Genomic DNA, 15,764 nt, shown 5'->3' with positions numbered 1-15,764 from the left:
CATGGAAAATAAAACAGTAACGATGGCACATGGTGCCGGTGGAAAGCAGACATCCGAATTGATTGATCAGGTGTTTAAGGCACATTTTGCAAACAATGATCTGACGGCAGATGATGCAGCGGTATTAGTTCCGCCGGCAGGAAGAATGGCAGTATCTACAGATGGGTTTATTGTATCTCCGGCATTTTTTCCGGGGGGAAATATCGGCAAACTGTCTATCTGCGGAACGGTAAATGATCTTGCCTGTATGGGTGCAAAACCGCTTTATCTTACCTGCGCTTTTGTAATTGAAGAGGGATTTCCAATGGACAAACTCGAAGAAATCGCAGCTGCCATGGAAAAAACAGCAAAAGAGGCCGGGGTACATATTGTATCGGGAGATACAAAGGTTGCCGGAAAAGGACAGGTGGATGGAATTTTTATCACCACGACCGGAATGGGGGAGATCGAAGAAGGAGTGACCGTCGGCGGAGAACTGGCAAAGCCCGGAGATGCAATCATCGTAACCGGTGATATCGGACGGCACGGATGTACGATCCTGTTAGAGCGGGAAGATTTTGGCATCGATGCGGATGTGACCAGTGACTGTGCACCTTTGTGGAAGACCGTAAAGGCAGTCATGGATACCACACACAACCTGCATGTGATACGTGATGCGACCAGAGGCGGCGTCGGAACAGTCCTGTATGAGATCGCAGGTCAGAGCAGCGTAGGCATCCGTTTAAATGCAGAGGCTGTTCCGGTACGGCCGGAAGTAAAAGGAGTCTGCGGGATGCTTGGACTTGAGCCTTTATATCTGGCATGCGAAGGAAGACTTGTCATCATGGCACCAAAGGAAGAGGCAGAGGGCATTGTAGAAACATTGAAAAAATGTCCATATTCCGCAGATGCAGCTATTATTGGTGAAGTGATCGCAGAGGAACCGGGAAGAGTTATAATGGAGACGGAAATCGGCACACAGGCACTGCTTCCACAGCCGGGGGGAGAGCTTTTACCAAGAATCTGTTAACAGGAGGAGTCAGGGCATGGAAACCAGAGTGGCAGTTATTTCAATTATTGTAGAACAGGAGGATGCCATTGAAGAATTAAATATCCTTCTTCATGAAGCACGTCAGTACATTGTAGGCAGAATGGGCATACCATACCGCGCAAAAGGAATCAGCATCATAAGCATTGTCATTGATGCACCACAGGACACGATCAGTGCACTTTCCGGAAAAATCGGACATTTAAAAGGTGTATTCGCAAAGACTGCATATTCGAATGTCATTACTCCGGCAGAAGGGGGAACACAGGATTGATCAGGATAGCAGTATATGGAAAAGGCGGAATCGGAAAATCCACTACCGTTTCAAATGTAGCGGCTGCATTGGCAGAAATGGGGCTTAAGGTGATGCAGATCGGATGCGATCCGAAAGCAGATTCTACCATATTGCTCCGTCATGGAGAGGCTGTGCCGGCCGTGCTCGACTTATATAATGAGAAAAAGCAGGCGTTGCAGCTGGAGGATATGATACGCATTGGGTATAACGGTGTTATCTGTGTGGAGGCCGGTGGACCGACACCGGGACTTGGCTGTGCCGGCCGTGGTATCATCACGGCACTGGAAAAGTTAAAAGAGCTTGGCGCATATGATGTATACAAACCGGATGTGGTTTTATATGATGTACTCGGAGATGTGGTATGCGGTGGATTTTCCATGCCGATGCGGGGCGGTTATGCGGACAAAATATTTATTATTACCTCCGGGGAAAATATGGCAATTCATGCAGCTGCAAATATTGCCATGGCAGTGGAAAATTTTAAAAACCGTGGATATGCCGGGCTTGGCGGACTCATTTTAAATCGCAGGGATGTCCCGCGGGAAGAGGAAAAAGTGGCAGAACTGGCAGACGATTTTCACACAGCTGTTATTGGTACACTATCACACAGCGGGCAGGTGGCACTGGCAGAGGAGCAGAAAAAAACATTGATGGAGTGTTATCCAACAGGTGAAATGGCAGACGAATACCGTGCGCTTGCCATGCAGATGTATCGCATATGCGGTGGCATTCTGGAAGCGAAAAGCGATAAGGTAAGGTCCGGATATATACAGGAGGAAGCGTAATGTTACGTCGTGTGGGTGAAACCGTTGATTCGAAAGATGCTGTGGTAAAAATAAAAGATGCCTCATTTCCAACACCATTTGTTTCGGCACTGGAGTATAATTCGCCGGTGCATGGCAACTGGAATATTGTGCATACGGGAATGCAGGTTCCGGAATCTATCCAGATCTATGTCTGTGCGGATAACTGTATGCGTGGTGTTGTACTGACTGCGGCAGAAATGAATGCAGCAGACCGTTTTTCTTTTGTTCTTGTGGAGGAGCAGAATCTGCTAAGCGGCAATCTGGAGGATATTACCATCGAGGGTGTGACGGATGTGTTGAATAAACGGAAGGACCATCCTGAGGCGGTTCTGCTTTTTACCGTTTGTCTGCATCATTTTGTGGGAAGTAATCTGAACTATATTTACAGGGAACTGGAGCATCGTTTTCCTGACATCTGCTTTATCCGCTGTTATATGGACCCGATTATGCAAAAACATGGACTGACACCGGACCAGAAGCTGCGGAAAGCAATGTATGATCCTCTTTTGGGCTGTGAGCCGGACGCTAAAACAGTATCTGTCTTTGGCAGTGATTTTGTTCTGGATGAGAACAGTGATATTAAGCGTCTGTTAAAACGATATGATTATAAGGTGCTGGAACTGCCCGGATGTAAAACCTGGCAGGAACTGTTGGATATGAGCAGGGGATGCCTGTTTATCGACTGCTATCCGGCTGGAAAATACGGGATGGAGGCACAGGCAGGCCGCCTGGGACGAAAATCTCTGTATCTGCCCGGCAGTTTTGACTATGATGAGATCAGAAAGCAGTTAAAGCAGCTGACCGATGCACTCGGACTGCCGGAACTGACAGAAGATGAGCTGGCCCGCGAGCAGGAGTCCTGTGAGGAGGCTCTGGCAAAAGCAAAAAATCTGATCGGGGATATGCCGGTCACTCTGGATTATCTGTATCATCCAAGACCACTTGGACTGGCAAAACTGCTTCTGACACATGGCTTTTGTGTGAAAGCTGTTTATCTGGACAGTATCAGTCCGGAAGAAAAAGCAGATTTTTTCTGGCTGCAGGAGCATGCACCGGAACTTGAGCTGATCGCAACGATTCAGGTGAAGATGCGTGTACTGCCAAGAGGTGCAAGCGGGGAAGTGCTGGCAATCGGACAGAAAGCGGCCTATTTTGGCCGAAGCCGTCACTTTGTCAATCTGGTACAGGGAGAAGGTCTGTATGGATTTGACGGTATTCGAAGAACCGCAGAGCTGATGATGGATGCATATCTCAATGAAAAGGATACAGAAAAACTTGTTGTACAAAAAGGATGGGGGTGTGAGTGCTGTCTATGAGACAATCTTATCGAATGATACCGGTTTATACGGCCGATGTGTCAGGGGTCTGTTCTGCACTGTATGAACTTGGCGGAATGACAGTTATGCATGATCCTTCCGGATGCAACTCTACTTACAATACGCATGATGAAATCCGCTGGTACGATCAGGACAGTCTTATTTTTATCTCGGGACTTACAGAAATTGACGCGATCATGGGAAATGACAGAAAATTTATTGATGATATCGAGTATGCAGCCCGTGAACTGCATCCCAAATTTATCGCGCTGGCAGGTTCGCCTATTCCATTTATGAATGGTACGGATTTTCCTGCAATTGCGCGTGTGATTGAGACAGAAACCGGAATTCCGGCATTTTCCGTGCCGACGAACGGGATGAATGATTATGTGTATGGAGCGGGCATTGCACTCGAAGAAATCGCAAAGCGGTTTGTCAGAGAACCGGACAGGCAGGAGAATAGAGATCCCTCTTCGCGCACGGTAAATCTGTTAGGTGTGACACCACTTGATTTCGGACCACAGAAAAATGCAGAAACCTTAAAAGAGAATCTGCAGAAATACGGATGGCAGGTTATGTCTGTGTGGGCGATGGGCGATGATTTGAAAACGTTGCAAAGATCAGCGGAGGCAGACGTTAATCTGGTTGTTTCGGCAGTAGGACTCCGTGTGGCAAAGATACTCTGGGAGAAGTACAAAATACCATATGTGATCGGAACACCAAACGATTGGCTGGCAGAAGATATTTCAAATGCACTGGAGCGTGCAGCCACACGGCAGGCAGAGCCGGCGGTTGTATATTTGCAGAACCGCATGCAGCAGGAGGCAGATATTACGCTGGTCGGAGAACCTGTCACTATGGGATCATTAGCAGCAGGGATTGAAAAAAGATATGGTCGTGCCGCCCGCGTCCTGTGTCCGTTAAAGGAATGTGCGGATTTGCTCGGTGAAAAAGATAAAATGGTGCTTGGAGAGGAAGCGATGGAAGAGGCACTTAAAAGTGCAGGGATCATTGTGGCAGATCCTCTGTATCGTCCGATCTGTCCGGGGGACAGTATTTTTTATGAATTACCGCATGTGGCATTTTCGGGGAGAATATATTTTTGAGAATACTATTGTTAGGATGCAATTTGCAATCTGCGATGATGAAAAATCTATAGGCTTGATATTAGAAGAAAAAATAAAGAAATTATTACCGGATGCAGTGATAGAAACATATTTATCGGGTGATGAACTGATTGCAAGTGGTTGTAAGCCGGATATGCTCTTTTTGGATATCCAGATGCCGGGAAAGAATGGGATGGAAACGGCAAGGATTCTGCGTCAGAAGGATGACGAAGTGGACGTTGCTGCATAAACCAGTTGACAGATTCCTTTCGGAAGTATAATATAAAGACAAATTTCATAGGATATAAAAAACAAAGGGCGATGTTGTTCAGACACTGCCCCTTTTTTTATTCGAAAACAGGAGGGATGAGGTTATGGAAAAGTTAAATGATGTGATTACAGCAATTGACGATTTTGTCTGGGGACCGGTCATGCTGATTCTGCTTGTGGGGACCGGAATTTTCCTTACGATCCGCACGCGGTTTCTGACATGGAGAAATCTCGGTTATGCACTCAAAAGTACGTTAAGCAAAGAGGCGCGGACGAAAAGCCGTGGCGAGGGCGATGTGTCTCCGTTTTCGGCACTGACCACAGCACTTGCCGCCACAATCGGAACGGGCAACATTGTGGGGGTTGCGACGGCGATGGTTTCCGGTGGCCCGGGAGCTTTGGTCTGGATGTGGATCTCTGCTGCATTTGGTCTGACGTCGAAGTTCAGTGAATGTATGCTGGCGATCAAATACCGTGAGATCAATGCCAAAGGGGAGATGAGCGGCGGCCCGATGTACACGATGAAAAAGGCACTGAAGAATAAAAGATTTGGAGCGGTTCTTGCGTGGTTATTTGCACTCTTTGCTGTGATTGCTTCGTTTGGAATCGGCAATATGACACAGGGAAATTCGATTTCCGGTGCATTACATACGACATTTCATGTGCCGACCCATCTGACCGGAATTGTGATTACGGTGCTTGCCCTGCTGATCATTGTCGGCGGTATCAAATCCATTTCAAAGGTTTCTTCGGTGGTCGTTCCGCTGATGGCGATTTTTTATGTGATCTGTGGCGTTATTGTCATTATCGGAAATATTTCGAATCTGCCGGCAGGCATTTTGATGATTTTTCAGATGGCATTTTCGGTAAAAGCGGTAGGCGGCGGTCTGTGCGGAACGATTGTCGCTTCCATGATGAATGCAATGCGTTATGGTGTGGCAAGAGGTGTATTTTCCAACGAAGCCGGTATGGGATCTGCGGCAATTACGGCAGCGGCTGCAACGACGGATAACCCGGTGCGTCAGGGATATATCAATATGACGGGAACCTTCTGGGATACGATTGTTGTCTGTACGATTACAGGACTTGCGATTGCCTCTTCCGGTGTCCTTGGCATGACCGATGCTGCCGGGAATATGCTGACCGGTTCGGATGTTACAATTGCGGCATTTGAGACGGTTCTGGGATCGGCCGGGGGCTGGCTTGTGACAATCGGGATTACATTGTTTGCGTTTTCTACAATACTCGGCTGGGAGTATCACGGGGAAAAAGCATTTGAATATCTGCTGGGAACGCACCGGTTTAATATGGTATACCGCCTTGTTTTTTCCTTTGTTGTGTATTTCGGATGTACACAGACACTGAATCTGGTATGGAGTTTCTCGGATATTGCCAATGCGCTGATGGCAATCCCGAATCTGATCTGTATGCTCCTGCTCAGTGGTGAAATTGCAAAGGATATTCGGGAGTTTCAGAAAAAAATTCATAAATATAATTAAAAAATGTAAGGTTATTCTTTGCTATCAGCCCGAAGCGTAGTATAATGTAGTTATCTGAATTTTATAGACATGGAGGTTAGGAAATTATGCAGATGGAACAGCTACGCAAAGATATGATGGCAGCGATGAAAGCGCGCGACAAGGAACGGAAGGATGCAATTTCGTCTCTGGTTTCGGCAGTGAAGAAAAATGCCATTGATGCCGGATGCAGAGATGACATTCCGGAGGATATGGTCAATGCCACAATCATGAAGGAATTAAAGACCGTTCAGGAACAGATCGATTCCTGCCCGGCAGACCGTACCGATTTGCTGGAGGAGTACAGAAAACGTTATGACATTATGAAAGAATATGCACCGAAGATGCTTTCGAAAGAGGAAGTGACTGCGATTGTTAAGGAAAAGTTTGCAGATGTGATTGCAACGAAGAACAAGGGACAGATCATGAAGACGATTATGCCGGAGCTGAAAGGAAAGGCAGACGGAAAGGTGATCAATGAAGTTGTTACAGAGATGTGCAACGCATAAAGGAGAAGAAACATGAGATTGTATATGCCGACGAAGGTATTTTTTGGCAGCGGTTGTGTTTCGGAAAACGGTGCAGAGTTAAAAGCATTAGGAAGCAGAGCCATGATTGTGACGGGAAAACATTCCAGCCGCATCAATGGTTCGCTTGCAGCAGTTGAACAGGCATTGCAGGCAAACGGGCAGACCTATGTGATTTTTGATGAGATCGAAGAGAATCCTTCTGTGGAGACCGTGGCTGTGGCAGCGGGCATTGCAGTAAAAGAACAGGTGGATTTCTTTGTGGCTGTGGGAGGCGGTTCTCCGATGGATGCGTCCAAGGCGATTTCGCTTCTGGCAGCGAATCCATCGGCAATCGATCATGCAGAGGAGCGTCTTTATCATCCGGAGCTGATGCAGGGCTATCCGGTTGCAGCAGTCCCGACCACATCCGGTACGGGATCGGAAGTGACGCCTTATGCGATTCTGACACGGCACGACTTACATACCAAGCAGTCAATAGCACACAAATGGTTTGCGGATCTGGCATTTGTGGATGCCGGATATTTAAAGACTTCTTCTTATGAGAATATGGTCAGCACCTGTGTGGATGCGCTGGCACATCTGATTGAGTCATATCTGAATACTAATGCAAATGCATATAACCGGATATATTCAGCGGAAGGTCTTCGGATCTGGGGCAGTGCAAAGGAATACCTGCTTTCTTCCGGGATTAAGATTCCGGATGAAGGATACGAAACATTCATGCATGCATCGGTTGTGGCAGGTATGGCGATTGCACATACCGGTACCAGTATTCCGCACGGATTAAGTTATCCGGTCACATATGAGCTTGGCATTCCGCATGGAAAGGCAGTCGGATTTTTCCTGCCGGGATTTTTGCGTTTTTACAATAATCAGAAGCGGGTGGCAGAGGTGCTTGAGCTGCTTGGATTTGAGAACCGGGCTGAATTTATCGCCTATCTGGACAAGCTGCTGGGCAAACCACAGATCCCGGAGGAACTGTGGGAGGAGGATGTGCAGAAACTGTTGCAGAATCCTGCCAAGTTAAAGAACTATCCGTTTGAGATGACGGAAGAAATTCTGAAAAAATATCTAAACAAATGAGAACCCGTTTGAGGAGGAAACTTATATGATACAAAAGTTGATTGAAAAGTTAAATAAGAAGAGATTAAAAGAACGAATTTCTTCTGCAATTGTGATGGTGGCCCTGATTGTTAGCATTTCCGGTGTTGTGGGAGCCGTATCCGGAATTGTGGTCAGCAACCGCTATAATTATGCATTGAAAAATTATGGTTTTTCACAGGGTGATATCGGCAAGATGATGATTACGTTTGCCGATACGAGAAGTTATCTGCGTGCTGCGATCGGATATCAGGATGAAAACCTTGTGAACAGCTGCGCAGAAAATTATGAGAAGAAGAAAGAATCCTGCCAGCAGTACACCAAAGAGGTAAAAAATACGGTTTCATCTTCGGATGAGGAGAAAATCTATAGCAGCATCACAGAAAAACTGACGGAATATTATGAAATCTGTGATGCAGTACTGGAAAAAGGAAAGAATACACAGGATATTGATGCGCGCCATGAAGCACAGCAGATGGCACAGGATCAGGTGGCACCGGTCTATGAGGAGATTTATCAGGATATGGTGAAACTGATGGATGCAAATACCGAGCATGGAGATAAGTTAGAGAAAATTCTTACAATGGTAGAATTGATCACACTTATTGCAATTATTGCGGTTATTGCACTTGCAATTTTTGTAGCCCGCCGGATCGGCAGAGTGCTTGCACAGAATATTGTTGATCCTTTGGATCAGCTGGGTGCCCGTTTTGATACATTTGCAAAGGGGGATCTCTCCAGCGAATTCCCGGAGATGACATCAGAGGATGAAATTTCCGAGATGGTAATTGTTGCGCGCGAGATGGCAAAGAATCTGGCCGCTGTTATTCAGGATGTCAACCACCGTATGGATCTGATGGCTCACAATGATTATACCGGTGTTTCCAAAATTCCGGAGAAATATATGGGTGAGTTTGCGGCAATGAATGATGCAATCCATGTCATGAACACCGATATGAATGAGACGATGCACCGGATTGAGGAGGCTGCTTCCCAGGTATCTGCAGGTTCTACCAATCTGGCAGAGGGATCACAGACACTGGCAGAGGGATCTACCGATCAGGCAGGTGCAGTGGAAGAACTTCTGGCATCCTTTGCCAATATCACAGAAGGGGTTGAGCACACACATGAGAGTGCACAGGCTTCTTACGAATTATCTGTAAAATATGCACAGGAAGCAGATAAGACACAGAAGGAAATGAATGCAGTTACCGAAGCAATGAAGAGAATCAGCGATATGTCCAAGCAGATTGAGACAATCATCGGACAGATCGAGGAGATCGCGGAGCAGACGAACCTGCTTGCCCTGAACGCATCCATTGAGGCTGCACGTGCAGGAGAAGCCGGCAAGGGCTTTGCCGTAGTTGCATCCCAGATCGGAAAACTTGCGGATGAGAGTGCACAGTCTGCAGTCAATACCCGTGAGCTGATTATGAACTCTATTCAGGAAATCGAAAACGGCAATCAGGCAGTTGATGTGACTTTCCAGACGATTATTTCTCTTGTAGAGGGAATCAATGAAGTGGCAAAGAAATCCCAGGAACTGGCACAGCTTTCCGAGACACAGGCAGAGCAGATCAAGCAGGCAGAGTCCGGTGTAAACCAGATATCCGAGGTTGTACAGAGCAACGCGGCAATCGCAGAGGAATCTTCCGCAACCAGTCAGGAGCTTTCTGCAGAGTCTGCTTCTCTGAATGATCTGGTGCAGCAGTTTAAGTTAAAATAGTGATACAAAATAAAGGCATAAGAGAGGAATAATCTGGAAAATGGATACGTCGATTTTTATCGGAACATGGTGGTCACTGGTGCCGCCTCTTCTGGCAATCATACTGGCACTTGTCACCAAGGAAGTATACAGTTCCCTGTTTATTGGAGTGGCGGTCGGAGCACTGTTATATACCGGATTTCATCCGTGGAATGCATTCAATGCCCTGTTTTCGATTATGAAAGACAGCATGAATCTGAATATTCTGATTTTTGATGTGCTGCTTGGAATGATTATTGTATTGATGTCAAAATCAGGAGGCTCAGCTGCTTATGGAAGATGGGCCGGCAGCAAGATCAGGTCAAAAAAGAGCGCAATGCTGGCAACCACAGGACTTGGAATGCTGATTTTTGTGGATGATTATTTCAATTGTCTGACCGTCGGATCTGTGATGCGTCCGGTAACTGACCGCTACAAAGTATCCCGCGCAAAACTGGCATATATCATTGATGCGACCGCTGCGCCGGTCTGCATCATTGCGCCGATTTCCAGCTGGGCGGCAGCCGTCAATTCGTATGTTCCGAAAGATGCCGGGATTACGGGATTTCAGCTGTTTCTGCGAACAATTCCGTACAATCTCTATGCGATTCTGACGATTGTCATGGTATTTTTTGTGATTATTGCAGGTTTTGATTTCGGACTCATGAAAAAACATGAGGAGAATGCTGCAAAAGGAGATCTGTTTACCAGCGGCGGGGAAGAGTTTGAAAAGGTTAAGGAAGAAGATATTTCTTCCAACGGAAAAGTGATTGATCTGCTTCTTCCGGTGATTGTTCTGATCGGTTCTGCAATTGGTGCCATGATCTATACCGGATTTCTGGGCGGTGCGACCGATGTGGTCAGTGCATTTGCAGGATGTGATGCGGAGACCAGCCTGATTTTTGCAACCATGGTCACGGTCTTTGTCATGCTGTTTTTGTATCTTCCGCGAAAGGTGGTTACGTTTAAAGGATTCATGGAGAGTTTTGTGGAAGGCTTTAAGCTGATGATCCCGGCGATCGGAATACTGATATTTGCCTGGACCTTAAAGGGAATGGGAGATGCTCTGCAGATTGGTACATTTGTGGAATCCATCGTAGGAACGAGTGCTTCTGCAAGCCTGTTCCTTCCGGCTGTTTTGTTTGTTGTTGCAGTGTTCCTTGCGTTTTCTACCGGAACAAGCTGGGGAACATTTGCGATTCTTGTTCCGATTGCAATTGCCATGTTTCCGGGGGCAGATCATCTGGAAATGATGATCATTGCGGTTTCCGCAGTGCTGGCAGGTGCCGTCTGCGGGGATCATATTTCACCGATTTCGGATACAACGGTTATGTCTTCGGCCGGCGCGCAGAGTAACCATATCAACCATGTGACAACGCAGATGCAGTATGCAGCGGTTGTTGCTGTGGTATGTATCATTGGCTATATCATTGCAGGACTGGTACAGATCTGGTGGGTAGCACTTGGCATCAGCCTCATGCTCCTGCTTGCTGTTCTTACCTTTATAAAAAAGAGGTCGGGGAGCAACCGCGAAAAGACAGCAGGTATATAAGAATCAGGACAGAAGCCCAAAAACAAAGAAAGGAGCAGGCGAGGAAACCTGCTCCTTCTTAGTTACTTAAAGGAAATTGAGTAACTGAGTAGTTAATTAGATAATTGTTTAATAAAATTGAACTACATACTCATTTGCGTACGTGCATGCTATATTTAAATAACACCATTCAATACTTACATTATACCGTGTTATTCGGATTTTGCAATACCTATTTTGAAATTTTTGGAATTAATCCTTTATTTTCGCTATTCCGGAAGCGGAAGGAAGTCCGGCTTTCTGCCGGTAAAGACCGTAAAGTACCGGAAGCCTGCATGCCGCAGAATCTGAGGAAGACGGTCAAACGCATATGCAACGTGCTCCGGCGCATGGGCATCGGCTCCGAGTGTCAGAATCTCTCCCCCGAGTTCGTGATAGCGTAAAAGAACAGCTTCGGTCGGGTTTGGATGTCCCAGCCCGTATTTGAATCCTGCCGTGTTGACTTCGATCCCTTTTCCCATGGAAATGAGTTTACGCAGAATCTCATCAATGATATCGGCATAGGCCTCATATGTATAGAAACGGTTGCGGTCCGGACCGTAGCGGACAACATAATCGAGATGACCGTATACATCGAAGTCGGAATAGGTGTTCAGGTTTTCCAGAATGGATTCGAAGTACTCGCGGTAAGCAGTTTTTTCGGAGCGTCCTTCATAGTATTTCGGGTAATAGGGATCGATTCCGTGAACAACGTGGGAGGAACCGATGACAAAATCAAACGGATGTCCGGTCACCGCTTTGCGGTTGATTTCCGTGATGTGGGGCTGCAGACCGACTTCGATTCCAAGACGAATGGAAAGACGGTCATGGCAGGTGTCCTGAAAACTGCGGACTTCTTTTATATAGGAATCAAAATCCAGAAGAAATAGATTGGGATCATCCGGGTAATCATAATCAAAATGATCGGTAAAACAGATGCCATCCAGGTTCTGCCGTACAGCGGCCTGGATCATGTCAGGCATCAATGCGTCACTGTCTCCGCTGTGATGCGTGTGCATATGTGTATCCCAAAGCATAAGAGCCTCCTTTTTTCTGTGTGGTTGATTTTGGAAAAAGTCTTTTCGTAAGATTATACTATATTTCAGGGGAAATAGATACCTTTAGTGAAAAAATTAACAAAGACGGAGAAAAGACTTGAACTTTCGGAAATAATTGGGTAAAATAAAGGAAGCTTGGGACGCAAGTCCCATGAGACTATTTATTTACAATTCTAGGAGGAATTAAGAATGGCAGTAAGAGTAGCAATCAACGGATTCGGCCGTATCGGTCGTCTTGCTTTCAGACAGATGTTCGGAGCAGAAGGATACGAAGTAGTAGCAATCAACGACTTAACAAGCCCAAAGATGTTAGCACACTTATTAAAGTATGATAGCTCACAGGGTAAGTACGAGCATGCAGATGAAGTTTCTGCAAGCGATGATTCTATCACAGTATGTGGTAAGGAAATCAAGATCTACGCTTTCCCAGATGCAAACAATTGCCCATGGGGTGAGTTAAAGGTTGACGTTGTATTAGAGTGCTCTGGATTCTATACAAGCAAGGAGAAGGCTCAGGCTCATATCAATGCCGGAGCTCGTAAGGTAGTTATCTCTGCACCAGCAGGAAACGACCTTCCTACAATCGTTTACAATACAAACCACGAGACATTAAAGGCAACTGACACAATCATTTCTGCAGCTTCTTGTACAACAAACTGCTTAGCTCCAATGGCAGATGCTCTTAACAAGTTTGCTCCAATCCAGTCTGGTATCATGGTAACAATCCATGCTTACACTGGTGATCAGATGACTCTTGATGGACCACAGCGTAAGGGTGATTTAAGAAGATCCCGTGCAGCTGCAGTTAATATCGTTCCAAACAGCACAGGTGCTGCAAAGGCTATCGGTCTTGTAATCCCAGAGCTGAACGGAAAGTTAATCGGATCTGCACAGCGTGTACCAACCCCTACAGGATCTACTACAATTCTTACAGCAGTTGTTAAGAAGGCTGGCGTTACTAAGGAAGACATCAACGCAGCTATGAAGGCAGCAGCTAATGAGTCCTTCGGATACAATGAGGACGAGATCGTATCTTCTGATATCGTTGGTATGAGATTCGGTTCTTTATTCGATGCTACTCAGACAATGGTTAACCCAATCGGTGATGATCTGTATGAGGTTCAGGTTGTTTCTTGGTATGATAACGAGAACAGCTACACATCTCAGATGGTTCGTACAATCAAGTACTTCTCTGAGTTAGCATAATCTATCTTAGTTTATGTGAAAGGGTCCGGCCTGTAGGGCCGGACCTTTTTTCATTATGACAAATAAGAAGAAAAGGAAAGGGTTCCGCTGTTTTATGCAGCTGCGGAGTATGAAACAACCGGCTGGAAAGTCATTTCCTTTTCTTCGGGTTTAAAATTGCCAAAAAGGCAGAACGGAGAATAAAAACATGGCATTAAATAAGAAAACAGTTGATGATATCAACGCAAAGGGCAAGAGAGTCCTTGTAAGATGTGACTTCAATGTACCACTGAAAGCTGGCGAAATCACAGATGATACCCGTATCAAAGCTGCTCTTCCTACAATTAAGAAGTTATTAAACGATGGTGGAAAGGTAATCCTTTGCTCCCATCTTGGAAAAGTAAAGAACGGACCAAACGAAGGAGAGTCCCTTGCACCGGTTGCCAAGAGACTTGAGGAGCTTCTCGGACAGAAAGTAAACTTCGTATCTGATTACAACGTAACAGGCGAGGCAGCTACAAAGGCTGTTGAGGAAATGAAAGAGGGAGAAGTTGTATTACTTCAGAATACCCGTTTTCGTGGCGCTGAGGAGACAAAGAACGGTGAGCAGTTCTCTAAGGAACTTGCTGATCTTGCAGACATCTATGTATGTGATGCATTCGGTTCCTCCCACAGAGCACACGCTTCTGTAGCCGGTGTTACAAAGTTCATCACTGCAAAGGGTGGACAGAATGTTGTTGGTTACCTGATGGAGAAGGAGATCGCCTTCTTAGGAAATGCTGTTGAGAATCCGGTACGTCCATTCGTAGCAATCCTCGGTGGTGCTAAGGTAGCAGACAAACTCAACGTTATTAACAACCTGCTTGAGAAGTGTGATACTCTTATCATCGGTGGTGGTATGGCTTACACATTCATCAAGGCTCAGGGATATGAGATCGGACTTTCTCTCTGCGATGATGAGAAGCTTGATTACTGTAAGGAAATGATGGCTAAGGCTGAGAAGATGGGCAAGAAGATCCTTCTTCCTGTAGATGCTGTTACCATCAAGGATTTCCCGGATCCAATCGACGGACCTGTAGAGACAGAAGTATGTGATATCACAGCTATGCCGGCAGACCGTGAGGGATGCGATATCGGACCTAAGTCCGCAGAGATGTTTGCAGATGCTGTTAAGACAGCTAAGACTGTAGTATGGAACGGACCGATGGGTGTATTCGAGAACCCGACACTTGCAGCTGGTACACTTGCAGTAGCTAAGGCTCTTGCAGAGACCGATGCAACAACAATCATCGGTGGTGGAGATTCCGCTGCAGCTGTTAACCAGATGGGTTATGCTGATAAGATGAGCCATATTTCTACCGGTGGTGGAGCTTCCCTTGAATTCTTAGAGGGTAAGGAACTGCCAGGCGTAGTAGCAGCAGACGATAAATAAAAGACAGTTAAATTATTTACAGATTAGGAGAAATAAAAATCATGGCAAGAAAGAAAATCGTAGCCGGCAACTGGAAAATGAACATGACTCCAAGCCAGGCTGTAAAGTTAGTAGAAGAGTTAAAGCCATTAGTAGTATCTGACAGCGTAGATGTTGTTTACTGTGTACCTGCAATCGATATCGTACCGGTTGTAGAGGCTGTGAAAGGAACCAACGTACAGGTTGGTGCCGAGAACATGTACTTCGAAGAGAAGGGTGCATACACAGGTGAGATCTCCGCAGAGATGCTGGTAGACGCTGGTGTTAAGTACGTTGTAATCGGACATTCCGAGAGACGTGACTACTTCAAAGAGGATGATGTTCTCTTAAATAAGAAGGTTAAGAAGGCAATCGAGGCAGGACTTACTCCAATCCTTTGCTGTGGAGAGACTTTAGAGCAGAGAGAGATGGGTGTAACACTTGACTGGATCAGACTTCAGATCAAATCTGATCTTGCAGGCGTTGCAGCAGCAGACGTTGCAAACATGGTAATCGCTTATGAGCCAATCTGGGCAATCGGAACAGGCAAGACTGCTACATCCGATCAGGCACAGGAAGTCTGTGGCGCAATTCGTGCATGTGTAGCTGAAATCTATGATCAGGCTACTGCTGATTCTGTTCGTATCCAGTACGGCGGATCTGTAAATGCAGGAAATGCAGCAGAGCTGTTCGCAAAGCCGGACATCGATGGTGGTCTGGTTGGCGGAGCATCCCTGAAAGCTGATTTCGGTAAGATTGTAAACTACTAGAATCTGATTTTGTATGGTT

15 protein-coding genes are annotated in these 15,764 nt (G+C 46.1%); 14 read left to right on the top strand and 1 reads right to left on the bottom strand.

Features of this window, described 5'->3' with window-relative positions:
- Position 1 precedes the first annotated feature (1 nt).
- The 11 genes from hypE (at position 2) to M72_RS13660 (ending at position 11,264) form a co-directional block, all read left to right on the top strand.
- A complete protein-coding gene (gene hypE, locus M72_RS13710; RefSeq protein ID WP_055068618.1) occupies positions 2–1,009 on the top strand; it encodes a hydrogenase expression/formation protein HypE in 1,008 nt (335 codons plus the stop codon).
- Positions 1,010–1,025: 16 nt separating this feature from the next.
- Positions 1,026–1,301 carry a TM1266 family iron-only hydrogenase system putative regulator gene (locus tag M72_RS13705; protein WP_022044989.1) on the top strand — a complete coding sequence of 92 codons (276 nt, stop codon included), beginning with the start codon at positions 1,026–1,028 and terminating at the stop codon, positions 1,299–1,301.
- The gene (locus tag M72_RS13700) at positions 1,298–2,107 is read left to right on the top strand and encodes a nitrogenase iron protein NifH (RefSeq protein ID WP_055068617.1); all 810 of its coding nucleotides are present in this window, start codon (positions 1,298–1,300) and stop codon (positions 2,105–2,107) included. Before M72_RS13705 ends, M72_RS13700 begins: the two co-directional genes overlap by 4 nt.
- Entirely contained in the window at positions 2,107–3,444 is a 1,338-nt protein-coding gene (locus M72_RS13695; RefSeq protein ID WP_055068616.1) for a nitrogenase component 1, read from the top strand. The genes M72_RS13700 and M72_RS13695 overlap by 1 nt, the downstream gene beginning before the upstream one ends.
- Positions 3,441–4,550, top strand: coding sequence for a nitrogenase component 1 (locus M72_RS13690; protein ID WP_055068615.1), 1,110 nt, complete (start codon positions 3,441–3,443; stop codon positions 4,548–4,550). The genes M72_RS13695 and M72_RS13690 overlap by 4 nt, the downstream gene beginning before the upstream one ends.
- Complete coding sequence (locus M72_RS13685) at positions 4,507–4,800, top strand: response regulator (RefSeq protein ID WP_243248658.1); 294 nt, start codon at positions 4,507–4,509, stop codon at positions 4,798–4,800. Before M72_RS13690 ends, M72_RS13685 begins: the two co-directional genes overlap by 44 nt.
- 124 nt (positions 4,801–4,924) lie before the next feature.
- Positions 4,925–6,319 (top strand): alanine/glycine:cation symporter family protein, encoded by a 1,395-nt coding sequence (locus M72_RS13680; protein WP_055068613.1) that lies wholly within the window; start codon positions 4,925–4,927, stop codon positions 6,317–6,319.
- Between the two features lie 86 nt (positions 6,320–6,405).
- On the top strand, positions 6,406–6,846 hold the full coding sequence (locus M72_RS13675) for a GatB/YqeY domain-containing protein (protein WP_022044983.1): 441 nt from the start codon (positions 6,406–6,408) through the stop codon (positions 6,844–6,846).
- A 12-nt stretch (positions 6,847–6,858) separates the two neighbouring features.
- On the top strand, positions 6,859–7,950 hold the full coding sequence (locus M72_RS13670; protein ID WP_055068612.1) for an iron-containing alcohol dehydrogenase family protein: 1,092 nt from the start codon (positions 6,859–6,861) through the stop codon (positions 7,948–7,950).
- Positions 7,951–7,975: 25 nt separating this feature from the next.
- Positions 7,976–9,694 carry a HAMP domain-containing methyl-accepting chemotaxis protein gene (locus tag M72_RS13665; protein ID WP_055068611.1) on the top strand — a complete coding sequence of 573 codons (1,719 nt, stop codon included), beginning with the start codon at positions 7,976–7,978 and terminating at the stop codon, positions 9,692–9,694.
- 40 nt (positions 9,695–9,734) lie between these two features.
- A complete protein-coding gene (locus tag M72_RS13660) occupies positions 9,735–11,264 on the top strand; it encodes a Na+/H+ antiporter NhaC family protein (RefSeq protein WP_022045955.1) in 1,530 nt (509 codons plus the stop codon).
- A gap of 248 nt (positions 11,265–11,512) precedes the next feature.
- Here M72_RS13660 and M72_RS13655 read toward each other — a convergent pair whose 3' ends face one another.
- Entirely contained in the window at positions 11,513–12,319 is an 807-nt protein-coding gene (locus M72_RS13655) for a histidinol-phosphatase HisJ family protein (protein WP_055068610.1), read from the bottom strand.
- Between the two features lie 210 nt (positions 12,320–12,529).
- Between M72_RS13655 and gap the strand changes: the two genes are divergently transcribed.
- From gap to tpiA, 3 genes are all read left to right on the top strand, one after another.
- Complete coding sequence (gap, locus tag M72_RS13650; RefSeq protein WP_055068609.1) at positions 12,530–13,546, top strand: type I glyceraldehyde-3-phosphate dehydrogenase; 1,017 nt, start codon at positions 12,530–12,532, stop codon at positions 13,544–13,546.
- Between the two features lie 187 nt (positions 13,547–13,733).
- Positions 13,734–14,957: a phosphoglycerate kinase gene (locus tag M72_RS13645; protein WP_022045958.1), complete on the top strand. Its 1,224-nt coding sequence runs from the start codon at positions 13,734–13,736 to the stop codon at positions 14,955–14,957.
- A gap of 41 nt (positions 14,958–14,998) precedes the next feature.
- Positions 14,999–15,745 (top strand): triose-phosphate isomerase, encoded by a 747-nt coding sequence (gene tpiA, locus M72_RS13640; RefSeq protein WP_022045959.1) that lies wholly within the window; start codon positions 14,999–15,001, stop codon positions 15,743–15,745.
- Positions 15,746–15,764: the final 19 nt, after the last annotated feature.

This window comes from Roseburia faecis (assembly GCF_001406815.1).
Classification (GTDB): domain Bacteria; phylum Bacillota; class Clostridia; order Lachnospirales; family Lachnospiraceae; genus Roseburia; species Roseburia faecis.
The sequence above is the reverse complement of the archived record's forward strand: the minus strand, read 5'-3'. Positions and strand labels throughout refer to the sequence as shown.